28 protein-coding genes and 1 pseudogene are annotated in these 21,259 nt (G+C 36.3%); all 29 read right to left on the reverse strand.

Annotated elements, in window-relative coordinates; translation table 11 throughout:
- Positions 1–22: 22 nt before the first annotated feature.
- The 29 genes and pseudogenes from CVS86_RS01280 to CVS86_RS01425 all read right to left on the reverse strand — a co-directional run bounded on the left by CVS86_RS01280 (position 23) and on the right by CVS86_RS01425 (position 21,212).
- Positions 23–2,137 (reverse strand): annotated as a pseudogene (locus CVS86_RS01280) (TonB-dependent siderophore receptor).
- Positions 2,134–3,216, reverse strand: coding sequence for a PepSY-associated TM helix domain-containing protein (locus CVS86_RS01285; protein ID WP_107790730.1), 1,083 nt, complete (start codon positions 3,214–3,216; stop codon positions 2,134–2,136). The pseudogene CVS86_RS01280 and the gene CVS86_RS01285 overlap by 4 nt, the downstream one beginning before the upstream one ends.
- A 585-nt stretch (positions 3,217–3,801) precedes the next feature.
- Entirely contained in the window at positions 3,802–4,140 is a 339-nt protein-coding gene (locus tag CVS86_RS01295) for a M15 family metallopeptidase (RefSeq protein ID WP_107790732.1), read from the reverse strand.
- 4 nt (positions 4,141–4,144) lie between these two features.
- Positions 4,145–4,444, reverse strand: coding sequence for a hypothetical protein (locus CVS86_RS01300; protein ID WP_107790733.1), 300 nt, complete (start codon positions 4,442–4,444; stop codon positions 4,145–4,147).
- Complete coding sequence (locus tag CVS86_RS01305) at positions 4,437–4,676, reverse strand: hypothetical protein (protein ID WP_107790734.1); 240 nt, start codon at positions 4,674–4,676, stop codon at positions 4,437–4,439. The genes CVS86_RS01300 and CVS86_RS01305 overlap by 8 nt, the downstream gene beginning before the upstream one ends.
- Positions 4,657–5,043 carry a hypothetical protein gene (locus CVS86_RS01310; protein ID WP_107790735.1) on the reverse strand — a complete coding sequence of 129 codons (387 nt, stop codon included), beginning with the start codon at positions 5,041–5,043 and terminating at the stop codon, positions 4,657–4,659. Before CVS86_RS01310 ends, CVS86_RS01305 begins: the two co-directional genes overlap by 20 nt.
- Positions 5,043–5,381, reverse strand: coding sequence for a hypothetical protein (locus tag CVS86_RS01315; protein ID WP_103576213.1), 339 nt, complete (start codon positions 5,379–5,381; stop codon positions 5,043–5,045). The genes CVS86_RS01310 and CVS86_RS01315 overlap by 1 nt, the downstream gene beginning before the upstream one ends.
- A gap of 10 nt (positions 5,382–5,391) precedes the next feature.
- Positions 5,392–5,739: a hypothetical protein gene (locus CVS86_RS01320; RefSeq protein WP_012140358.1), complete on the reverse strand. Its 348-nt coding sequence runs from the start codon at positions 5,737–5,739 to the stop codon at positions 5,392–5,394.
- Between the two features lie 403 nt (positions 5,740–6,142).
- Positions 6,143–6,544, reverse strand: a complete 402-nt coding sequence (locus CVS86_RS01325) for a hypothetical protein (protein ID WP_103607843.1) — start codon at positions 6,542–6,544, stop codon at positions 6,143–6,145.
- A 60-nt stretch (positions 6,545–6,604) separates the two neighbouring features.
- Complete coding sequence (locus CVS86_RS01330; protein ID WP_048809877.1) at positions 6,605–6,964, reverse strand: hypothetical protein; 360 nt, start codon at positions 6,962–6,964, stop codon at positions 6,605–6,607.
- A complete protein-coding gene (locus CVS86_RS01335; protein WP_107790736.1) occupies positions 6,951–7,649 on the reverse strand; it encodes a hypothetical protein in 699 nt (232 codons plus the stop codon). Before CVS86_RS01335 ends, CVS86_RS01330 begins: the two co-directional genes overlap by 14 nt.
- Entirely contained in the window at positions 7,649–7,846 is a 198-nt protein-coding gene (locus CVS86_RS01340; protein ID WP_107790737.1) for a hypothetical protein, read from the reverse strand. The genes CVS86_RS01335 and CVS86_RS01340 overlap by 1 nt, the downstream gene beginning before the upstream one ends.
- The gene (locus CVS86_RS01345; RefSeq protein WP_048809875.1) at positions 7,836–8,600 is read right to left on the reverse strand and encodes a hypothetical protein; all 765 of its coding nucleotides are present in this window, start codon (positions 8,598–8,600) and stop codon (positions 7,836–7,838) included. Before CVS86_RS01345 ends, CVS86_RS01340 begins: the two co-directional genes overlap by 11 nt.
- Positions 8,600–9,820: a hypothetical protein gene (locus CVS86_RS01350; RefSeq protein ID WP_107790738.1), complete on the reverse strand. Its 1,221-nt coding sequence runs from the start codon at positions 9,818–9,820 to the stop codon at positions 8,600–8,602. The genes CVS86_RS01345 and CVS86_RS01350 overlap by 1 nt, the downstream gene beginning before the upstream one ends.
- Positions 9,820–10,608 (reverse strand): hypothetical protein, encoded by a 789-nt coding sequence (locus CVS86_RS01355; protein ID WP_107790739.1) that lies wholly within the window; start codon positions 10,606–10,608, stop codon positions 9,820–9,822. Before CVS86_RS01355 ends, CVS86_RS01350 begins: the two co-directional genes overlap by 1 nt.
- 10 nt (positions 10,609–10,618) lie before the next feature.
- Positions 10,619–10,918 carry a hypothetical protein gene (locus tag CVS86_RS01360; protein WP_012140353.1) on the reverse strand — a complete coding sequence of 100 codons (300 nt, stop codon included), beginning with the start codon at positions 10,916–10,918 and terminating at the stop codon, positions 10,619–10,621.
- Entirely contained in the window at positions 10,915–12,336 is a 1,422-nt protein-coding gene (locus CVS86_RS01365) for a hypothetical protein (protein ID WP_107790740.1), read from the reverse strand. The genes CVS86_RS01360 and CVS86_RS01365 overlap by 4 nt, the downstream gene beginning before the upstream one ends.
- An 86-nt stretch (positions 12,337–12,422) precedes the next feature.
- Positions 12,423–12,875: a hypothetical protein gene (locus tag CVS86_RS01370; RefSeq protein ID WP_107790741.1), complete on the reverse strand. Its 453-nt coding sequence runs from the start codon at positions 12,873–12,875 to the stop codon at positions 12,423–12,425.
- A gap of 174 nt (positions 12,876–13,049) precedes the next feature.
- Positions 13,050–14,006: a transposase gene (locus CVS86_RS01380; RefSeq protein WP_107790742.1), complete on the reverse strand. Its 957-nt coding sequence runs from the start codon at positions 14,004–14,006 to the stop codon at positions 13,050–13,052.
- Between the two features lie 606 nt (positions 14,007–14,612).
- Positions 14,613–14,753 (reverse strand): hypothetical protein, encoded by a 141-nt coding sequence (locus CVS86_RS09950; protein ID WP_234399208.1) that lies wholly within the window; start codon positions 14,751–14,753, stop codon positions 14,613–14,615.
- On the reverse strand, positions 14,711–15,019 hold the full coding sequence (locus CVS86_RS01385) for a sel1 repeat family protein (RefSeq protein ID WP_234399209.1): 309 nt from the start codon (positions 15,017–15,019) through the stop codon (positions 14,711–14,713). The genes CVS86_RS09950 and CVS86_RS01385 overlap by 43 nt, the downstream gene beginning before the upstream one ends.
- 127 nt (positions 15,020–15,146) lie before the next feature.
- A complete protein-coding gene (locus CVS86_RS01390) occupies positions 15,147–15,974 on the reverse strand; it encodes an ABC transporter permease (RefSeq protein WP_002941509.1) in 828 nt (275 codons plus the stop codon).
- Positions 15,967–16,620 carry an ABC transporter ATP-binding protein gene (locus CVS86_RS01395; protein WP_021083997.1) on the reverse strand — a complete coding sequence of 218 codons (654 nt, stop codon included), beginning with the start codon at positions 16,618–16,620 and terminating at the stop codon, positions 15,967–15,969. Before CVS86_RS01395 ends, CVS86_RS01390 begins: the two co-directional genes overlap by 8 nt.
- Positions 16,621–16,629: 9 nt before the next feature.
- A complete protein-coding gene (locus tag CVS86_RS01400) occupies positions 16,630–17,529 on the reverse strand; it encodes a NapH/MauN family ferredoxin-type protein (RefSeq protein ID WP_107790743.1) in 900 nt (299 codons plus the stop codon).
- A gap of 2 nt (positions 17,530–17,531) precedes the next feature.
- Positions 17,532–17,993: a c-type cytochrome gene (locus CVS86_RS01405; RefSeq protein WP_107790744.1), complete on the reverse strand. Its 462-nt coding sequence runs from the start codon at positions 17,991–17,993 to the stop codon at positions 17,532–17,534.
- Positions 17,990–18,541: a c-type cytochrome gene (locus CVS86_RS01410; RefSeq protein WP_107790745.1), complete on the reverse strand. Its 552-nt coding sequence runs from the start codon at positions 18,539–18,541 to the stop codon at positions 17,990–17,992. The genes CVS86_RS01405 and CVS86_RS01410 overlap by 4 nt, the downstream gene beginning before the upstream one ends.
- Positions 18,538–19,215 carry a 4Fe-4S dicluster domain-containing protein gene (locus CVS86_RS01415; RefSeq protein WP_107790746.1) on the reverse strand — a complete coding sequence of 226 codons (678 nt, stop codon included), beginning with the start codon at positions 19,213–19,215 and terminating at the stop codon, positions 18,538–18,540. The genes CVS86_RS01410 and CVS86_RS01415 overlap by 4 nt, the downstream gene beginning before the upstream one ends.
- Positions 19,208–20,464 carry a nitrous oxide reductase family maturation protein NosD gene (locus CVS86_RS01420; protein ID WP_107790747.1) on the reverse strand — a complete coding sequence of 419 codons (1,257 nt, stop codon included), beginning with the start codon at positions 20,462–20,464 and terminating at the stop codon, positions 19,208–19,210. The genes CVS86_RS01415 and CVS86_RS01420 overlap by 8 nt, the downstream gene beginning before the upstream one ends.
- Positions 20,457–21,212 carry a hypothetical protein gene (locus CVS86_RS01425; protein ID WP_021086571.1) on the reverse strand — a complete coding sequence of 252 codons (756 nt, stop codon included), beginning with the start codon at positions 21,210–21,212 and terminating at the stop codon, positions 20,457–20,459. Before CVS86_RS01425 ends, CVS86_RS01420 begins: the two co-directional genes overlap by 8 nt.
- Between the last annotated feature and the right edge of the window lie 47 nt (positions 21,213–21,259).

Genomic DNA, 21,259 nt, shown 5'->3' on the forward strand with positions numbered 1-21,259 from the left:
TGGCGCGTTAGAGTAAATTTAGCTAAAACTTGTAGTTAAAGCTGAGATTAAAGGTGCGTGGATCGCCATAAACCATCATGTTTTTGCCGATGCCCTCGTAGTATTTTTTATTAAAGAGATTGTCGATATTTAGCTGCACGTCAAAGTTTTTGGCAAATTTATATCCAAACATCAAATTTGCCAAGGTGTAGCCCTTTTGTGTGATCTCACCTGCGCCTTTGCCAGTGTAAATTTTGCTCTTATACATAGCTCCAGCCCCTACTCTAAAGTCCCTAAATTCATACTTTGCAAATAAATTTGCCGTGCTTCTTGATGAGTCGGTGGCGTATTTTTCACCATTAGCATCTTTTGCGTTAAAGTGCGTTGCACCAAAGCTTAGGCTTAAGTTTTTAGTGATCTCGCCGTTTAGATCTAGCTCGACGCCCTTGCTTGTGACACCTTTGCCAGATTCATATATTTTGGCATTTGTCGCTGGATTTATCTTGCCAGTATCTATGCCAAGCTTGTCTTGCACGATCTTAAAGACGCCAAGACTTGCTTGAAGCGCCCCGTCAAGATACTCGCCTTTGATGCCCACCTCATAGTCTTTGCCTTGGATCGGATCAAGATACTTGTCATTTGCGTCCTTTACGCTTTGAGGTTTAAATATGCTCGTGTAGCTCGCATATAGAGTGTGGTTTGCTCCGATGTCGTAAGTGATGCCAAGATATGGTGTGATCTCATTTGTGAAATTTCTATTGCCTTTACCACCCTCGATCTCGTATTTGTAGTAGCTCACCCTAGCACCTAGCAAAAATTTAAGCTCATCGGTGATTGATAGTTTATTTGCCGCGTAAAATGCCTTTTGTATCGTTTTGTCTTTGTTGTTTTGATCTTCATAAGGGAATTTCGGATCATCAAGGTGCAAGTTTTTAAAATCAATCCTGCTTCTAGCCGTATAAGCAAGCCCAGCTGGCGTAGTCCTTTGCAGCCAGTAGCTACTTACCTTATCGCTACTTTTTTATAGTTGTTATACATCGCGCCAAAGACAAACTCATGGGATAAATTTGCTATCTCGTAAGGGATATTTGCGTATGCATCGACGTTGTGGATATTCTCCTCTCTTTTGTTTGCATAAACGCTAAGATCACCTATGTTGCCGGTGTCATCTAAATTTACCGCTCCGCCGTAGTAGAGTAGATTTGAGTCAGTGTTTGCCCGTCTAAAATGAGTAGCTTAAATTTAAGCTCGCTTCATTTTCAAAGTAGTGCTTAAAATCAGCATAAAAATCAAGTGTTTTTATATCCCACCTAGTCCAAGGCTGAGAGAAAATTTCATTTTTACTAAAATTTGTCCTAGAGCCATCTGCGTAAAAAGCTGGCATGCCACCCCACCTAACGCCACGGCGTCTTAGCTCTTGATAAAACGCACCAAGGCTAAGCCATGAGTTATCGCCTATGTCACTATCGACTACGCCGTAAATCGCGCTATTTTTTCGGTTGTAATAATCCATATAAGAGTGCGACTTCTCATGCATAAAAGATAGCCTTGCTCTAACGCTCCCGCTCTCATTTACTGGCGTTTGCACATCGCCATTTACGCCGTATCTATCGTATGAGCCAGCACTTAGTCCAAAATTTCCTTTAAGCTCTTTTGAGTCTACTCTTTTTCTTATGAAATTTAAGCTTGCAGCTGGGTTGCCAGCGCCTGCAAGTAGGCCATTTGCCCCTTTTACCACCTCGACTCTTTCATAAGGCAGCAAGCTCATATCATTTGCGCCAAGGCTAAAGCCGCCAAAGCTAGGCATCGAATCAAGCAAGTAGTAATCTATCTTAAAGCCACGAGCCGTCGGATATACGCGCTCGTCCCATTTGTTTAGCGTGACGCCTGGGATATTTCTAAGAAGCACTTGATAGTCCTTGATGCCTTGATCTTTTAGCCTTGCTTCTGTTAGCACAGTTAGCGACTGGGGCGTTTGGCGAGAGGTTAAATTTAGCCTTGTCGTGCTCTTTACAAGCTCTTTTGCAAAGTAGTTTGCATCGTCTCTTCGCTCGCTCTCCACGACATCGACCGCTTCTAAAACCTTCTCGTTTTCACTAGCATAAATTTGAGGCAATGCCAAATTTAAAGCAACTAAGCTAAGTAAAATTTTTTTCATTTTTTTCTCCTTTTAAATTTTCTAAACCACAGATAAAGCCCTGAGATACTCAAAACTAGCGGCGAGATACCCACTATAAACCAGATAAATTTCGTAGTTTGGTTGTAGTTTCCAAAGTGCGATCTTCTAAAGGCTGAGAGGATTTTCTCGCTTAAATTTGCATTTTTTATGTCTAGGACGCTAACTAGCTTGCCGCTATCTTTGTCATAAGTGATCACGCTTGAGTATTCGTTATGCAAGAAACTTTGCCACATCACGTAGCCAAAGATGCGGATGTTTGCCCCTTGCATGAAAGGCAGCGAGATAAAGTGTGGCTCAAAGCCTTTGATCTCCTTTTTCGATCTAGCAACCAGCTCATCAAGAGATAAGCTCTTATTATAAATTTTTGCGTCTATCACGAAGTCATCTTTAAACTCTGGCGCGCGTGCCATCTGAAATTCCCACCAAGCGCCACTTATGCAAATGAGCAGCAAAACTGGCGTGCAAAAAATTCCTATTATCTTGTGGATGTCGTTCATGAAAACGTTTAGGCCATTTACGCGCAGTCTAAGCAGAGTTAGCCAAAATTTGCGGTAGATCACAAAGCCGCTAATGCAGATAAAAAATGTAAAAATAGCTGTTAGAAAAAGGATAACATTGCCACTTTTTTCAAGCAAAAGCTCCTCATGGATATGCGCTAAAACTCCGAAGAACCCCTCGTCATGTGCCAGTGGCTCGCTCTTTATCTTGCCGTTAAAAGCGTCAAAATAGATAAATTTCCACTCTTTTTTGCTATCGTTATGCTCGATTAGCCAGATTTTGTCGCATTTTTTAGGGTTTGCATCTATGTTTATGCCAACCATCTCGTAGCCGCTAAGCTCGCTTGCGACGATATCTCTTAGCTCATCAAAGCTGATCCTTTTGCTCAAATTTTCTTTGTTTAAATTTACATTTACGATATTTGGACGAAAAAGGCTGTTTAGCTCGTCTTTATAAACTAGGATCGCACCGCTAAAGCAAACTACAACAAGCGGGATAAAAAAGAGAAGCGACAAATACGTATGCACCTTGTAAAAAAGCTTTAAATTTAAAAATTTCACCCCTTTTGCCACCTTTTAAAAGTTAGTCTTGATAACAGCTTGCAATTTTATAAGATTTTTGCTCTTATAATTTTTAAAACCATTATCAAAATATAATTTTAAAAAGAAAGTGACATTTATGAAATTTGAGTTTGCAAAGGTAAAAAATTTGATTAAAAAAAGAGAGACAACTCCTCTTTGTGTAAGCGGAAAAGCCAGAAAAGGGGGAAGCAAAGTCTTAACCGCTACAAAAAGGAGGGTCCGTTTAGGACGATGAAATGTTATTATTTAAATATAAATTTTAATGAAATTTTTAGTTAATAAAAAAGAAATTCTGCGTAATACTAAAGTCAATTACGATATTTAGGCATTTTCTAAAGAAATTTCTCTTTTAAAAAGGTAAAAATATATGCTTTGTGTGAAAGCAAAAATCACATTTGAAATTTCATTTTTATTAATATTAAACGTGGTTTATTCAAAAAGTTATTTTATTTATTTTTTCAAAAGTTCTATCAAATTTTAAAATTTCATGAACGAGTAATTTCGGCTCTGATTTTAGTGGCAAGCTTTGCGAGACCTAGATTTTAAGATAAATGTCAAGAAATTTTAACAATTTCTTTCAAAGTGTGGCGTATCAAGAAAAGAACTAAAATTGCCACCCCAACGATTTAAACTATTTAAGCTCTCCCAGTAATTGCCTATTTCTTGCAAGTCTTGCTTAGATTGAAGCCATACGCCATTTTTAAAAATATGAAGATCAATAGCACAACGTTTTAAGTGATTTGACTGCAACGTCCTGCTTTTGCCAGTATTATAGTAAATTTCTTGCTGGGCTTGCGTCCTTTCAAGCTCGCCACCCCTTACAGAATAGCCGTTTATATGAAGATAGATCAAAAGCTTTTCAACGTCACACATGAACGCTTCTTGATTTTCGCCAAGTGTCATATTATCACTCCTTTTCAAGTTTTTTATTAATAGCTCTATCAATGATCGAATTTATCCACTCGGTGCCACGCCAAGAAACGAAGCCACTAAGAGCAAGAGAAACTTTAAGATTATTTAAGAAGTAAAAAAATATCTCATAGCTTATCCAACAAAGAAACATAGAACTAAGAGAACTCAAAAGAAAGGAAAGAATTTTATACTTTGCCCTTTTATAATCAACGTGATCAAAATTTAAGATAGAAGCGATAAAGCCTATAATAAAAACAACGATTAAATAATCATCATCTTTATTAAAATTATCCATTTATACATCCTTTTAATAAATTTTCTATCTGAATATAATAGATTATAAGCCCCTTTAAACTATCTGGATCAGCTGGATTAAACAAAGGCTTTTTAGGAAGTTTTACATCACACTTTATGGGGATATAGACCTTTTGGATAGTAGTTTGCGGAGCTTTAGCAGAACAGCCAACAAATAACACAATATAAGAAAGAAAGATAAAAAAGTAAATTTTATTTCTTATAGTAGTCATTGTTGAACTCCAAAAGCAAATTATCATAAAACTTTAGTTTTTCGCAATAATCACTATTATTAGGTATTTTAATCTCACCAAAGCGTTTATTTAATTCTTGACTTAGCGAGCTATTATTTAAAGAAAGTTTTTCACTATCAATTTTTAATTGCTCGATTTTAGAATTTTGATTATCAATGATTAAAAAAGCGTTTTGAGTAGCTAGCTTTTCAACAGCTAGATCAGCTTTTAATTTAGTTGCTTCAGCTTCAAGATCGTTAATGCTATTTCTAAGAAAAAATATATATAAAACTAGAGTTGAATAAGCAAGGATATGAATAACTAGCCCCCTACTAAGTAGAGAGCTAAATTTTAAAAAAGAAAACATTATTTAACAGTTCTTGCGCCAATGATATAAATATCATCAAATTTAACGCCGTTAAATGTTTTGCCAGCGAGAGCCGTTTTGACCTGAGCTTCGTCAATACTAGGTTTTGAGTAAAAGCTAAATGTAGCCTTATGACCTGCTTGACTTTTGCCAGTAATAGTGTATTCAATAACGCTAGGCTCGTTTGAATTGCCTTGCTCAGCGTCCCTATAAAGAATGTGATAAGTGCCTTCAAGAGCATTAGCGCAAAACGTTTGCGCTTCTGCACCAGAGCAAGGAAGAGAAAAACTATAAGTTCTACCATTTATCGTATTTTTAATTAAAACTTTTTCAGCCATTTTTTACTCCTTATAGCCTATCAAATTTCAAAGTAACGTAATCGCATTTAGTCGTATCATCAAAACTAGCATTAAGATTATTTTTAAAATCTGCTACAAAATTTTGATACATATAGCTTTGCTTAACGTGTGGAATGGTTATCATAGTTGAAACCCTACCTGTCGGAGTTTTAGCACCGACAATAACACTTTTACGATTTAGTGGGTCTGGCGTAGCTGTAACGGCTGTGCCACCTTCTTGAAAAGAGGAATAAGTTTCGATCTTGCCAGCAAGAAGTGGGATCAAAGCGCTTTCGTCGCTACCAGTTGAAAAAACAAGACTTTTCGAATAAAGTCCGTCAATTTGTTGTCTTAACATTTTTTTATATCCTTTCTCGTCATTTAGACTTTTTTGATTTGTTTTTTTTGTTAAAACGTTTTAAACAAGAGAATATTAAGCAAAAAAGAAAAAGTTAAATAATTAAGAATATATTAAGCGGACGCTTCAGCGACGCTCAAACCGCTAGCGGTTTTCGTCCGCGATGTGTTTGCGTGGCGTTAGCCAGCTAAAAAATACTATAAATTTGAAGTTCTTTCAAGCCATTAGCAGAAAACTAACGCCACAACGCAAACGAAATCAATTAAGCAGGGAAAAGGATCGGTAATGGGTAAAGACTAAAAGGAAAAAAAGCAGGCTTAGGGGGAAGAAAGAGAAAACACGGCACACACCGCAGAGCGGTGGTGATGCCGTGTTTGAAGAGAAGACAGAAACGAGGATAAGATTATCTTAGCAAGGTGCAAGCTGGACGGTTATACTGGTTATAACGTTTAGTCTTTTGTAAAGAACCATTAGAATTATAAAATTTAGCTATAAGAGTAGCTTTAGAAAAAAGAAAAGCTCTTAAAAAATCTACCGAGCAAAACTGCTTATCAAGATAAGTTTCGGCTTCATGCAAAGCATTAGCATCATTAAACAACACATATTCGACAACACAATTATCATTATCGACCAAAGGTGGATAACCATTGCAAGAAACTGTTTCAAGATAAGAATAATTGCGACAAAGAACAAAAGCGGCTTCAGAAGAACTTATATCCATAAAAGCCTTTTTAAAATTATCAAATCTTGAACTAGAAAAAGAAAGACTAAAAAACAAACATAATAAAAAAAATTTATTAAGCATAATAGTCCTTTCTTTCTAAAAAATAGAATTAATGTAATTATAGATAAGCAAGATTAATTTTTACTTATCCATAAATAAAGAACAAGAAACCCCTTTAACAGCTAAGCCACCAACTTCAAGATGTGTTTTGATAAGCGTGGATAATTCATTTTCGTTTTTAGTCTTTTTAACATTATGAAGTAAAATTTGCTTACACATACGATTTTTATTAGAAACAAAAGCTTTAAATTGCTTATTGTAATTGAAGTCATCAGGTGGAAAATTTGTTTTTTGAGTTTCAAACTCAACCTTATAAATATACTTGATTTCAGCAGTGGAAACGGCAGTTAAAAAAGCTATCAAATCAGGAACGCTTTTAGCTTCAAGCGTAGAAGTAATAACTCTATTACCCTGCTGTTGAGTAATTTTATAGATTGGCATAATAATCCTTATTAAAATAATAGTCATGCTTATTCATATAATCCATGTAAAGATTATTTGAAAAATCAGAAAAATTAGGAACACAATTTAATAGAGCACTATAAGAATTTATTGCACTATTTTTAAAACGAGAATAAGCAACATCAAATGATAAAGGAGTAAATTCTTTGCAAAATTTAACGAAAGTATCAGGGTTACGAGCGTTTAAATAAGGTTCTCTAGGACCAAGAAAAAAGACGTAATCATCAACCAAAATATTGGGGTTAAAGCTATTAAAAACATTTAAAAATTCAGCCACAGTAGGAAAATCCAATCTAAATTCTTTATGATCATTAAAAGTAAAAAAAGCACCTTTAATATAATCTTCAAATTTTATATCCTTAGGATCAGGCGCTAAATCTGGATAATCATAATTAAAAGGATAGTCAGCAAAAGTAGCAGGTTTCAAAGGATAAGAAGGGTCATTGCAAAAACGACCATAATAAGTATAAAAACGACAATTAAAAAGAGAAAAACTAATTCGAAAAGTCCCCATTTGATAATTTGCAACATTACTATGAAACATTAATTCACTCTCATCATCATTAGTCAAATCACGAACAGAAAAATCAAAATAACCAGCACGAAAAATTTGGGGGACAAAAGGCTCGAAAGAAGGACAACACCCACACAAAAGAGATACCATTATTCTTTACCTACAAGATCTTGACAAAGAATTTTTAGAAGTCGATTTGTTTCTTCAAGAGAGCCAATATCTTTTTTCTCTTCAGGCTTATTGACGATATGATCATTTAAAATTTTCTCAATACGAGCAAGAATAGCCCCAAGAGTATCAAATTTTTCCATTTCTTTAGCAAATGCACTTTCACAATCAAGAGCCACGATTTTTATCCTTTCCGTTAAAATAACCCAAGCCATTCATCATAGTTATAAACATTTCACTAAGACCTAAAACATTACCGCTATCATCAGTGACAAACATAAAATCAGCAACATGGTTTAAAGCATCAATGTCGATCTTATCACTTCCAGTTATACGCCTTAAAACTTCTTTATCTTGCGGAGTAAAACGAGAGCTAAAAAGCTTAAAAAGTAAAGTTTGATTTATATTATCAACCTTAGCCTTTGCATAGTTAAATTCTTGATTTTTAGTTTCTAAAATGTGCTGACGTTGCCCAACAATAACATTTGCATTTTGTAGAGCAGAACTATTAGAATTATTAGTATTAATGATTTGGTTACCACAATTAACAAGAACTTGAGCAACACCAACACGATCAGAAAAATTACCAGTTAAAAAGCCAATCATACGATTAAGTTTTGCTCCTTTAATCTTTCCAAGCTTGTTTTTGGCATATCGACCAAGCGGAGAAAGTAAAGCAATAACGCCAGCATAGACGATAGACATTATTTTACTAACTACATTTTCTTGAATTTGGATATATTTCATCAAAGCGGCACTAAACATAATCGTAATACCACTATTGATAGCATCTTTTAAAATGCCGTCATCCATACCGCTATTTTTTAAACGTTTTAAAACTTGATCGTAAGCGACATTATAAGTAAGGTCTTCAAACATTTCATCAATACCAAGTTTTAAAATTCTACCTGCTTCAGATTGTTTTTCAGCCATTATTCAACATCCTTAAGTAAAGTTTTACTAGGCAATTCAGTATCAAAAAGGTCTTTAAAATTTGGCATAGGCAAATCAAAAAGATCAAGAGCTTCATTATCTAGCTCAAAATTGTTTTCATCGGTATAAGTGCGAGCTTGAACAGCTTGACGAGATAGAGCTATCTCACGCGGTGAAGCCTTTGCGATAGTGTTGCCGTCAAGGTCTTTAATAGCAACTGAAGTTTTGTCATACTCCGCCTTTTCTTTATAAATTTCAAGTGTTTTAGTAGAGTTTTCACTAAGTATTTTTTGATTTTCAGCATAAGAAGCTGGCAAAGAAATTTCAACAGGACGATCAAGGCTCAAAGAAGCATCAACACGATTTTTAACATCAACTTTTGCATCAAGTTTTACACCTGCTAAGCCTTCTTTTATAGCCTGCGAATACCCTTTTGAATTAGTAACAAGCTTTTCTAAATTTTGATTATAAACCTTTTGATTTTCGCCAATAGTTGATATATACTTAGAAATTTCGCTATTAATATTTGCTTGAGATTTTAGAACTTCTTTAAAATTTACATCAGCCGAAACAGCCGAACCACTACCAACATTTGTATTTGTATGAGTTTCAGTTTTAAAAGAAGTTAAATCATTTTCAAAAATACGATCACCATTTATAGGGTTATAAAACTTTTGAGTGATAGGATCAAGCCAAAAACCATTACTGTCTTTTATAACACGTCCTTTAATGGTAAAAGGCTGACTATATAAATTTTCACGCCTAACGATAGCTTCTTGATTTGCTTCAGCCTTGCTCTTATCATTTAGATTTACATTTTTGTTTTCTTCTACGGATTGAGAAGCAGATAAAGAAGAAGAAAGTAACCCAGAACAAAGAATTTGCAAAATTTGATTTTGATTAGCGAGAATATTAAGTAAATTTGTATTAGGTAAAAAATTACCTAACTTAGAAGCATCAGCAGGAGCAGGCTTTTCACTTTCAGTTTTAGTAGATGAAACAACTTCACTATTCTTAGTAACAATATTACCTAAAACTTCATCCGAAGAACTACTGTTTTGCAACTGCTTTTCAACATATTTACTGACACCAAACAAAGCAGCACCTGCAAGAATACCACCAGCCCCAGCAGTAACATCAGCTGAATTAATTGTAAAAGGCTTAAAATCACTTGAATTCTTTGGAGCAGACCAAAAATTAGAATTAATACGAGCTGGCATTATAAAGTATCCATGTGTGGAGTATCAAGAACATTAGCAATACCAATTTTAAAATCAACGCCGTCTTCTTCTTGATAACCAGTTACTTCTTCAAAATTATTACCACCAAAAACATAACGAAGTAAAACAGCTTCTTTATATTGTTTTGCATCATCTAAATTTGCACGATCAAGCAAAGAAGCAGGACAAAAAAGACGTTGTAAAAATACTTCATTTAATTTCGAAGAAGCAAAATTGATACTCCAAAGCTCATAAAAAACGATAATTTTAAAAGAACTTAAATGTAAAGAATAAGCCTTATTAACAAGAAACAAATTAGTAAAACCACTTACAGCAACAAGAGAACCAGGAGCTAAAGAAGCGAAGGGATTACAATTATTATTTAAATTTAAAGATAAATCTTTAAAAGAAGGTCTATCGCCATCAACAAAAGTTTCTTTTAAAGAGTCGAGCTCAGCTTTCAAAGTAGAAGATGCAATGCCATAATCAACTTCAGGATAAAGCCCACTAACATAATAATCAAAAGAAGGCTTAAAACCAAAACCACGAAAAAGCATACGATCACAACTAAAAAATTCATTATTACCATTATAAAGCGGAAAAGAAAAATCTTTAATCATCAAAGTATTAGTATCAGTATTTTTATAAAATTGAATGCTAGAAGTTTCATAAAAATAAGGTCGATCAGATACATGATGAAAAACAAAATTAATCCGCCCCTTAGCAGTAGAAGCATAATAATGAGGCAATTCAGCACCACGAACAACATCAGAAAACTGAAGTGACATAAAAAACTCCTTAAAATAAATCTAATTTAAATTGCTTAATGGCAAATATATACTTACGACCATTTCGCAACGAATAGCCGTGATCTTCTAAAAGCTTTTTTAAATTTGTTTGCTTAAAAAGCTCATTTAATTCATCAAAAGCAGAATACAAAGATCGACGGCTACCAACAACAATATCAGCCCAAACAAAGCCCAACTTTTCAGCATAAAGCCTTTTAATAAAAGGGCTTTTAATATCAATACAATAAATTTCATCACCACCACGCAAAAGATCACTTATTAAGCTACCATAAGCATTTAACTTCTTCATTTAATAGCCTTTAAAGCCGTTTCAATAGGACGCTTGTAATCATTATTTCTTATTTGAGAAATTGCAACAAAAAAATCACTTAAAGAAGCAGTAAAAACATCAAAAAGCGGGTTATCAACATCTAAATTTTGATTTTTTATAGTCTTTTCATTTTTTAAAAAATTACCTGCAAGCTTTGATAAACCATATTCGTGAAGACTTAAGCCGTCCTTTTCAAGGTCTTTTAAGGTTTCGGTGAAAACATAAATAAAATTTTCACCGCTAACACCTAAATTTGTATAAACCGCACTAACAAAAGCCTTTAAAGCCATTTTTGCTTTTTTGATATCTCTTGACTGAATAAGATCATGCATAGTAAGAGCTTTAAATTTATCATCGCCCCAAGTAGATATAAAATCCCAAAATTTAAGCCGATTAGTATCAAGATCACATCTTTGGTAAATTTTACGCACACTTTCAGACTGAATAGCCCCAGCAGTTAAACGATTGACTTCATCATCAGTTAGATCATACCATTTACAGATGCTAAGCCCTTGCGACCAAAACGCCCCTAAATGGCGAAAAATGTAGCTTATCTCGTTTTCTTCATTAATAGGGATTAGCCTTTTAATCGCTAAACGTCCAAATTCTGCTTCGTGTCTAAAAACAAAAAGATCAATTTTTGGATTAAATCCGTTAATCTCCCACTTCGTAAAAATTAAAGTAGATATATTTTTGCTTTGAACTTGTTTTATCTTGTCATAAACCCTAAACATATGCGGATTTTTACCAAAGCTTACACCTTCAAAACGAGTAAAACGCATAAAATTATTTACATTTATTTCGGTAATATCGCTAAAAGTCGCCGAATTTTCATCAATTATTAAATCGTCATCATCTTTTTTATATTGATCGGAGTAATTAGAAATTCTCTTTAAACTTCTAAATTTTAAAAAGTCTTGTGGAGTATATTTTATCCCAGTTACATCAGTAGCTAGATCAAGCCTTAGCACGCTTACACGAAAATTAACCCCAAATATATCATTTAAAAATTTATTTACAAACTCATAAGCCCTAATATGCCCATATTTAAGCAAAAATACACTTCTAAACTGAATTTTTAAATGATATAGCCCCTTTGGCTTAAATTTTGTGTCCGATATAGTGCAAAATATATCATCATTTGCAAAATAACCAAAATATTGCCCCAAGCCCTTACTTGATACTTTGAAATTGCCATATTCAAAGCCCAAATCATCAAGCACATATTTTTCGCCAAACGTGCGTAAATTTTGCGCCTGCTGTTTAAGCATAGCTATCTTGTGGATAAAAGCTGAAAATTTAGTATCAAAATATTTTTCATCGGTGCAATTAACCCCAATTACTAAAGTATCGATACCTTGATGAAGTATTTTAAATCTATCGTCTTTATAAATCATTTTCTTTAACCTTAAGTAAAGTTTAGCTTGTCCCGCCTAACCTTGCTGATAGTCTAGGCGTGGGGCTAAGTTTTAGCCCCTATTTTTCAAGCATTCGAGCCGTTTTTAATACTCTCCATTTTTAACATTGCCGTGACAAAGCTATCAATAGCAGGGACAAATTTGTTAAAGACTACAACTGGAGTTGAATTATATGCGTCCTTGTAAAGTCTATATTCAATCTTGCCACTAGCAATATATACTTCATCTTCTTTTAAGTCTAAGTATTGCTCTTGTGTAATTCTTGTTGTATGCTCGCCACCGCTGTTAAGTGCGACAAAAGTAACAACATAGCTATCGTCCCACCTTTCAAACTCGCCAAACTCATTTACAACAGGTTTATTATCCTTATCAAATTTTTGTTTGCCTTCAATCTTTTTAACCTTCAAAACCTTTATCTTTTGCTCGAAATAATCAGCATTCTGGTTAAGCGACTGGTAAATTTCGCGGTAAAGTGTTTCGTTTGTGCTATCCATTAATGGAGCTGTGCTTTTTGCCATTGTTTATCCTTTTTGAAAAAATTTGATTTTTTATTAAATATCTATTACCGATAATTTGCGAAAGATAAGCCTTGCTAATCTTTAAATGATCGCAAAGATCAGCCCGTGTTAAAGTTGTTTTAGTTGATAAAATTTCAAGGACTGAAAGAATAAGCTTATAATGTATCTTTCGCATTAAATAGCCTTTATTTCAGCATTAAACGGGAATAAGCTTTTTAAATAGCGAACTATCGCACACATAACCGCAACGATAGCAACCATTTTCTTTTTACCATTAGCGATTAAACGATCATAACGTGCTTTAAATTTCTCGTTAAAACGAATAGCGCATAAAGCAGACATAAATAAAATACGTCTTATGTTAGAACTACCCATTTTATTTATCTTTTGATTTCTATGCACGCTTGAGCCACTTTGAAAAATTCTAGGACTAAGACCGAGGAAGCTGACAAACTGCTTTTCAGACTTATCACGATTAAAATGTAGTTGTGGGAATAAATTTAAAGCTAGATCGATGCCAAAGCCTTTATTGCTTTTAATAATTTCTTCGGTCTCAGGAATAGTTTTTTTAACAAGATCAAAAGCTAACTTTTGAAGCATAGATTGAAGCTTTGCAATCTCTTTAATAAGATTTTCGATAACTTCATCAACAACGCTATTTTTTACAAGTTTTTGAGATTGTTTAAAATTTTTAAGTTGAGTGTTAAGCTTTTGAAGTAAATTTAAAGTTGAGTTGTAGCTTTTGATTTGTAAATATTCGGCGTTATATTTATCAGGCAATATTTCACTTTTAAAAGTCCTAGCATAAACAGCCAAGCCATAGCTATCATTTACATCAGTTTTAATAGTGCTGAGATGCTTTAAAAATAAAGAAGCCTTATATGGATTTGTAACATTATATCGAATATTTAGATCAGATAAAGCCTTTTGAAGTGCTAAATGATAATTTGAAGTTGCTTCAAAAACAACTAAAATTTCATCATTTTTAAAACTATTGAAATAAACTTTAATAAGATCATAATTGTTAGGCAGTGTTTCAAACTTAGCTTTTTCACTCGCAACAGAAGTTAAAAAACAAACATCGATTTTATCTTTAGAAACATCAACGCCACAAAAAAACGCTTTTTTCATTTTTGATACTCCGAAATAAAATTTAGGTTATGTTTCTTTCTTGTATTCAGTGTTAAACACTAAGATTTTTAACCGAAACATCAACCATAAGCCCTAAATCTAGGTCACAGCGTAAAAACCGCTTAAATCAGTAGCAGGAACTTATGGAAAATTTTATAAAATCAAAAGAGAAAAATACGAAACGAGATGTGTAAAAATTCTATTTGATTTTATGGGAAGCATCATACAAAAATCAGTAGTCAATTCTTGCGAGTGAATGGAATTTTAAAATTTGCAAAAATAGTAAATTTATTTTTAAAATATGTGATTTAAATTTTAAAAATTTATGAGCGAGCATATCACGGGCTCTAAATTTAGTGGCGAGCTAAGGCGGGTGAGTAAGATTTTAAAATTTGTCAGAATTTTCTAAACAAAACGCATGCAGTGCGTTAGCACATTTGCATGCCACTTCTAACGTTGTCGGAGTTAGGGGATCGTTAAGGGGGAAGAGAGCGACTTCGTAATTCAAGCCTCTTCCCCCTTAACAAAGAAGCAAACATTTAAATTTGATTAGATTGCTTTGTAAATTTTAAAATTTGCAAAAAAGCTCAATTAAATTTATAAATTCTAATTCTTAGGCACAAGCTCTAAGACGTTGCAGGCTCGTTTGCTGCCCATTTTGCAAGCTTTATCAAGGGCATTTGCAGATAGATCAAAGCTCTGCTCTACGCCGTTTCCTTGCAGATATTTGTAGCTAGCTCGTAGCAAGCTTCGCTGCTGCCATTTTCGCAAAGCGACTTAAATATCTCATAAGATCTAACCATATCTTTCTCCACGCCAAGACCTCGGCCTAGCATGTCAGCATATAAAAAGCAAGAGGTTTTGTCTTTGTTCTCACACTCGCTTGAAAGCTTTTTAGTAAAGCTCTCGCAAGCTTTTGCGTCACTTTTGTTGATGCAGTTTTGCATATTTTCATCCCAGTTTGCGCTTAGAGATAAAACAGCAAAGGCTAAAAATAAAATTGATTTTTTCATAAATTTCAGAGACAAACCCCCTTTGGGGGAAAGGGGGTCATTACAAAAAGGAGGTTTCTTGTTGGACAAGTGGAATAATACAAGCCTCGTCTAAATTTAAAGCCAACTCTTATTTAACAAAAAACAATCAAACAAGATCTCTCTTGCTAAAGCCCAAATAGCCGCAAACTAGCAAGATCGCGCCAAGCACCAAGGGATAGATGATCGCGTAAGCTACGAAGGTCGCTTTTGAAAATGTGCCTAAGATAAAGTAAGACGCAGTGCCGATGACTGCTAAATTTGGATCAAAAAGGCTAAGCGCTGCTATCCTAAAAAGCTCGATCGGATTTAGCATCGCGATAGTGTAGATGACGTACTCATCGACAGAGCTTCGCATAAGCAGTCCAATGAGCGCTAGGTCGATAAAAGCTAGCATGATAAGCCAGAGCAAAAACGCCACGCCTTGGCCTGTTTCTTGATTTTTAATAAGGCTTGATATGAAAAAGCCAAGCGATAAAAAGACGATACTTAGGCTAAAAAGTAGGCCAAAGTAAAGCACCAGCACGCCCCAAGGTATCGACACGCCCTTTATAAAGCCAACCACCACGCAAAGCAAAAGCGAGAACAAAAGCGGCACAAAAACGACAAACGTCCGCCCAAGCGCCTTGCCAAAGTAGTACTCTTTAAGGCTTAGCGGGAAGCTTAGCACGTATTCAAGCAGGTTTGTGTCCCTGTCTTGATTTATGCTTCTAACGGTTGAAATTAGGATAAATATCGGCACGATGATGACGCAAATTTGTATAAATAAAAGTAGCGCCCTTGTTAGCCCAGAAAAGCCTAGCACGCGCGAGTCGGTCACTCCGCTAAATAAAAATCCTATCATCAAAGCAGAAAAAAGAAGCGCATAGATCGCAAACCACCTCGAGCGAAACGACTCTTTGACGTCTAGTTTTGCTATTAAAAAAAGGTTATTCACTCTTGCTCCTTAAATTTTCTTCTTTGATGATCTTGCCAAGGTCCATATAGACGCATCTATCAAGCAAATGAGCGATCTCGTCTATGCGGTGCGAGATGAAAACTAGCGTCTTATTTTGCGTGAAATTATCGAGCAAATTTTTAAAAGACTCCCTTGCTTTTACATCTAAATTTGCCGTTGGTTCGTCAAACATCAAGATTTCACTATCTTTGGCAAATGCGATGGCTATTAACATCTTTTGCTTCATGCCGCCAGAGAGTTTGTAAAAGGACTTATTTAAATTTGCATGTAGGTCAAGCTCTAAAAGCTTGCTAAATTTCTCAATATCTTCAAATTTTACATTTGAGCTTTTGCAGACAAACTCGCAAAGCTCACGCAGGCTAAATTTAAGTGGTGGCGGGGTTTGCGGTACAAATGAGATAAACTTTAGCGCCTCTTTTCTATCTTTTAGGGTATTTACACCATTTATCGCGACGCTTCCGCTATTTGGCACAAACTCGCCCAAGATGATACGCATGAGCGAGCTTTTGCCAGCTCCATTTTGCCCAAGTATCGCTATCTTTTCGCCAGCTTTTACATTTAGACTGACGCTATCAAGTATCTTTTGCGAGCCAAAAATTTTCGTTACTTCTTTTATATCTATCAAAAAATTTCCTTATATGAGTTTCTTAAAGCCGTTGTCAAATTTAAGTGCATCTTGGTGGCAAACGTCGATACACCTGCCACAAAGTGTGCAGTCAGCCCCAGCTATCCTAAAGAGCTTTTTACTATCATCAGTTTTTGCGCCTTTTTTTGTCATAAAAAGCACGTGTGGCACTAGGCAAACATCAGTGCAAACTAAACAGTGATCGCACTTTTCTTTATCCCAGCTGACCTTTATCGCATTTGGTTTAGCTAGTAGCGAATAAGTCGCTCCAACAGGGCAAACATACCTGCACCACGCCCTGCGTGAGAAGAAAATCTCAACCACAAGCATAGCCACAACTAGCCAGATAGCGTGAAAGTAGCCATAGATGATAAATCTTGAAAATATCCCAACGACGTTAAAAATTTCAAAGACTAGGCTTGAGCTAGCAAAGCTAAGAGCCAAAAACAAAATGGTAAAAGCATATCGCCACTTTGCGTCAAAAACTCGTGGTTTTACTATCTTTTTGGCGCGTAAATTTTCGTGAATTTTCTCAGCTATCTCGCTTATGAGTGAGTATGGGCAAACCCACGAACAAAAGCCCCTGCCACCAAAAATGATGTAAAAAGCTAGGATACTAAGTGAGCCAATCAGCAAATTTACATGAATTTCATGCGTTGCCAAAAAGACTTGCAAGCTCATAAATGCATCTGCTAGGTGAAAGCCAAGTATCCTTGAGGCGCTGATATCGCCCTCTAAAATTTGCACATCGACCCTGTAAGAGAGCACAAATAAAAGATGCACTAAAACGATGGTAAAAATACGCCAAAAACGTATGCTTGGACGCTTTTTGCCATCTTTTGTAGTCGTTATTAGCGTGCTTAGAAAGCTTACGTTTCTAATGGTCGCACGAACGTTATATTTATCCATTTTTACTTTTTAAATTTAGAAATTTCATCAGCAAGGCTGTTTAGATCGCTGTCGCTAACATTTGTCAGCAAGCCCTTCATAAGCGTGTTTTGCACCTTGCCAGCCTTATAATCAGCTAGTTTTTTTAGCAGATCCTCTTTGCTTAGATGAGTGATATCAGGCGCTACGACGCCTTTGCCATTTGCGCCGTGGCACGGAGCGCAAGAGGTTAGGTATTGCTTGCTAACGCCTTCATTTTGCGTCTTAGCCACGCTTAGGCTTAGCTCTTTTACCTTTTTTAGCTCATCTTCGCTGGCAAATTCCTCGCTAGACTTTGACTGCTCTTTTGAGATATTTTGCTCCACTTTTGGCTGAACGCTAGCTTCTGATTTCTCCTTTTTAGGCGGAGTTTGGCTTAGCATAAACACCATGATGCCACATATTAGCACCGCTAAAATGATCGTTATGATTTTTCCGATTTTCATTGTTTGCTCCTAAACTGCGCGTTAAAATCGCTTATCTCTTTGGCTAATTTTCTAATCTCACTCTCATCCATCTTTTTAACAAGATCACGCATCAGCACATTTACCTTCTCTTTGTCTTTGTAAGCGTTTATCATCTTATAAATTTCATCCTCGCTCTTTGTTAGAAGAGATGGTCCGATGATGCCATTTGCGTAGTCGTCGTGGCAGGCTGAGCACTTTGTGATGAAGTCCTTGCTAAGCCTGCCCTTTATAAGCCTTAAATTTATAGTTTGAAGCGGGCTTTTTACCATGGCTAGCGCTCCGATCTGGCGGCTTACGTTGTTATCTTCAAGTCCAAATTTAACGCTTTTTTCGCCGTGCATATCGTATTTTATAAATTCATTTTGCTTATTTGCACTCTCGTTGTTTTCATTTTTTTCGACCTTTATGCTAGCACTCGTCGCTACTTTTGCACCTTGCTCGCTAGCAGCCTCTTGCGCTTTGTCCTCACTCTTTTCACAGCCGACAAATAGCAACGCAGCAGCTACTAAAGGTATTATTACTCTCATTTTTTCTCCTTGTAAATTTCATCATAGCTCATCTTTGGGGCGATATTTATGATCTTTGCTGGACAGACCTCAGCACAAACCCCACAACCCACGCAGCCATTTTTTATAAGTGGTAAATTTGCCTCGCTCATTGCTATCGCGCTATCGCCAACTGGGCAAAGCGTGACGCAAAGATCGCAAATTTGACCGATCTTGCCTTTTATCTTATCTTTTAGCGCCTCTTCTCTGTCGTTATAGGCTTTGCGATCAAGCAGATGCTTAACGTCAGTTTCGCTTAAATTTTCTCTTTTCAAGCTCAAACAAGCCGCCGTGTCACTTAAAACTGCAACGCCCATTTTGACATCGCCCACGACCTTTGTGGCGTGATCGAGCGCACCGCTAGGACAGGCTAGCACACATGGGAAAAGGTCGCACAAGTAGCATCCTCGCTCTTTGGCGTCGATGTGAGCTGAGCCACTTGAGTAGCCATCTTCTATATCAAGTAAATTTATGCTGTGATATGGGCAGACTTGCACGCACTGACCGCATTTGACGCAAAGATCATCAAAGTCATCAACAGCACCTGGTGGTCTAAGATAGAGTTTGTCGCCACTACTTTTTGGCAAAAACTTGCCTATGGCGTATCCAGCCACCGCTGCGGCTGAGCCTATTATCATAAAATTTCTTCTATCCACGTTTCGCCTTTAAAGCGTTGAAATTTGAAACATCAAGCGGTTTTATCCTAGGCGAACTATCTTCAAGTAGCTTTATCGGTTCAGAAAATGGAGCTAGTTTAGCTAAGAAATTTAAGACGCTAAAGACACTAGAGCCATAGAAAAACTGCAAATTTGGATAGTACTGCCAGAGCTGATCGATGTATGAGAGGTGCAAAAATGGCGTGTCGCCGTAACCATCTTTATCCCTATCAAAGCTCTCATACTCATCATAATAGTTCTTGCTCCATCTATTTAGTAGCATCTTTTCGCCTGGGGTGTCGTTTACGACGATGTCCATATTGCCGATAAAGTCGTTGTTTTCAAAGATGCTTGTGCCTTGCGTAGCGTGAAAATAGACGCCAACTACGTTGTGTAAAATTTTATTGCCTATAAAATTTATAGTTGATCCCGGCTGAAACGGCGAGTTATCAAGCAAGATACCACGCGCGTTATAGACAAGGGTGTTATTTTCTATCGTAAAGTCAGAAACGTCCTTTAGTCCGATGCCGATACCAAAAGCGCCATCACTATCCATAACGAGGTTATTTTTTATATTTGAGCCAGCCGAATACATAAAAAACATACCAACAGCATTGCCGATAAATTCGTTATTTTCGACTAAATTTTGATTAGCATACATAAAATGCAGCGAGTATCTGCTGCCAACTGCTTTGTTGCTTAGAAATTTATTGTGACTTGCGTACCATGCGACCATATCACGGCTGTCACGGATGTTGTTGCGCTCGATCAAATTTTCATGGCTATACCAAAGTCTCACCGCGTCACCTCTAAAGCCAAGACTAGCGCCCTTTTTTGAGGTGATGTTGTTTTCAGTGATCTTTGAGCTGCTGCACTCTTTAAAGTCAATCCCAAAAAGCACATCGCTTATGTCGTTTTTAGAAATTTCAACATTATTTGCCTTGTCACAGCCTATGCCAGCGTCAAGCTCGCCAAGGTCGTTGCCACTGCCACTTATCTTTAAATTTTTAAGTGTCACGTTTGAAGCGATGATCTTTATAACGCTGCCCTTGCCGTCACCTTTTATGTGGGCATTTTTGCCCTCGCCGATGATAGTAAGAGGCTTATTTATCGTTATGCCCCCTTCATAAACGGCATCCCCCAGCTTTATCACATCGCCAGGACTAGCGTTATTTATCGCATCTTGAAGGACATTTGCAAAGCCAAAAAGTGGCAAAAAAGCAAGGGCAAATTTAGAAAATTTACGCATTTAGCTCTTTTTTCTTTGAAAATACCGCAAGTATGCAAAGCACGCTCATCACCATCATCACCCAAAAGCCGATAGTTGGGTATGAGTGCGTAGTAAAGTGCGCCACGCTACCATCTCCTAAAACGGTTGGCATAAATGGCTTGATCTTAAAGGCGCCCCACTCTTGCATATTGTGTCCGTACCAGTATAGCCAGCCCACAAATGCACTCATAAATAGCACTGGTGCGATGATGGTTGGCACCATGAGAAGTGAGTTAAATTTACCGTCATAGTATAAAAACGCAAGCATGCAAAGTGTGGCGATAAGTAGATAATAAGGTGCGATCGCTCGCTCTAAATTTCCGCCATGCTCCATAGGATACATGCCGATATAGTGGTTTATCGTATTCATCTCGTGTACGTCGCCACTATATCCATCTACGTGAAAATATACTGGGATGCCATCTGGAAAGGCTGCCTTTGGATAGTTTGGCGCTTCAAGAGATACGTACCAGATAGGGAAAGATGGTGTGCCGATCTCTGCTTTTTGCTCGATCATCTTGTGAAGATCACTTGCCACCTCTTTTGGTAAAAGGTGGTTTTTATACTGAAATGAGCTATAAAGATCGTAGATAGTGTAAGCATAAGATGGTAGCTCGTCGCCATTAGCTATACGCTCTTTTGCTCCGTGCCAACCAAGAACTGGCAGAGTAAAACAAACGCTCATGATGATAAGTGCAACAATGGTATAAATTTTATATTTACTCATAATCTCTCCTTTAAATTTTAAAATTTAGCCTAGCAAAAGTTAAATTT

The sequence above is a fragment of the Campylobacter concisus genome (assembly GCF_003048605.1).
Classification (GTDB): Bacteria; Campylobacterota; Campylobacteria; order Campylobacterales; family Campylobacteraceae; genus Campylobacter_A; species Campylobacter_A concisus_BM.

Bases quoted from the DNA above. Each gene is read 5' to 3' on its own strand.
- CVS86_RS01295 (WP_107790732.1), bottom strand. From the start codon at position 4,140: ATGACACTTGGCGAAAATCAAGAAGCGTTCATGTGTGACGTTGAAAAG.
- CVS86_RS01300 (WP_107790733.1), bottom strand. From the start codon at position 4,444: ATGGATAATTTTAATAAAGATGATGATTATTTAATCGTTGTTTTTATT.
- CVS86_RS01305 (WP_107790734.1), bottom strand. From the start codon at position 4,676: ATGACTACTATAAGAAATAAAATTTACTTTTTTATCTTTCTTTCTTAT.
- CVS86_RS01310 (WP_107790735.1), bottom strand. From the start codon at position 5,043: ATGTTTTCTTTTTTAAAATTTAGCTCTCTACTTAGTAGGGGGCTAGTT.
- CVS86_RS01315 (WP_103576213.1), bottom strand. From the start codon at position 5,381: ATGGCTGAAAAAGTTTTAATTAAAAATACGATAAATGGTAGAACTTAT.
- CVS86_RS01320 (WP_012140358.1), bottom strand. From the start codon at position 5,739: ATGTTAAGACAACAAATTGACGGACTTTATTCGAAAAGTCTTGTTTTT.
- CVS86_RS01325 (WP_103607843.1), bottom strand. From the start codon at position 6,544: ATGCTTAATAAATTTTTTTTATTATGTTTGTTTTTTAGTCTTTCTTTT.
- CVS86_RS01330 (WP_048809877.1), bottom strand. From the start codon at position 6,964: ATGCCAATCTATAAAATTACTCAACAGCAGGGTAATAGAGTTATTACT.
- CVS86_RS01335 (WP_107790736.1), bottom strand. From the start codon at position 7,649: ATGGTATCTCTTTTGTGTGGGTGTTGTCCTTCTTTCGAGCCTTTTGTC.
- CVS86_RS01345 (WP_048809875.1), bottom strand. From the start codon at position 8,600: ATGGCTGAAAAACAATCTGAAGCAGGTAGAATTTTAAAACTTGGTATT.
- CVS86_RS01350 (WP_107790738.1), bottom strand. From the start codon at position 9,820: ATGCCAGCTCGTATTAATTCTAATTTTTGGTCTGCTCCAAAGAATTCA.
- CVS86_RS01355 (WP_107790739.1), bottom strand. From the start codon at position 10,608: ATGTCACTTCAGTTTTCTGATGTTGTTCGTGGTGCTGAATTGCCTCAT.
- CVS86_RS01360 (WP_012140353.1), bottom strand. From the start codon at position 10,918: ATGAAGAAGTTAAATGCTTATGGTAGCTTAATAAGTGATCTTTTGCGT.
- CVS86_RS01365 (WP_107790740.1), bottom strand. From the start codon at position 12,336: ATGATTTATAAAGACGATAGATTTAAAATACTTCATCAAGGTATCGAT.
- CVS86_RS01370 (WP_107790741.1), bottom strand. From the start codon at position 12,875: ATGGCAAAAAGCACAGCTCCATTAATGGATAGCACAAACGAAACACTT.
- CVS86_RS01380 (WP_107790742.1), bottom strand. From the start codon at position 14,006: ATGAAAAAAGCGTTTTTTTGTGGCGTTGATGTTTCTAAAGATAAAATC.
- CVS86_RS01385 (WP_234399209.1), bottom strand. From the start codon at position 15,019: ATGAAAAAATCAATTTTATTTTTAGCCTTTGCTGTTTTATCTCTAAGC.
- CVS86_RS01400 (WP_107790743.1), bottom strand. From the start codon at position 17,529: ATGGATAAATATAACGTTCGTGCGACCATTAGAAACGTAAGCTTTCTA.
- CVS86_RS01405 (WP_107790744.1), bottom strand. From the start codon at position 17,993: ATGAAAATCGGAAAAATCATAACGATCATTTTAGCGGTGCTAATATGT.
- CVS86_RS01410 (WP_107790745.1), bottom strand. From the start codon at position 18,541: ATGAGAGTAATAATACCTTTAGTAGCTGCTGCGTTGCTATTTGTCGGC.
- CVS86_RS01420 (WP_107790747.1), bottom strand. From the start codon at position 20,464: ATGCGTAAATTTTCTAAATTTGCCCTTGCTTTTTTGCCACTTTTTGGC.
- CVS86_RS01425 (WP_021086571.1), bottom strand. From the start codon at position 21,212: ATGAGTAAATATAAAATTTATACCATTGTTGCACTTATCATCATGAGC.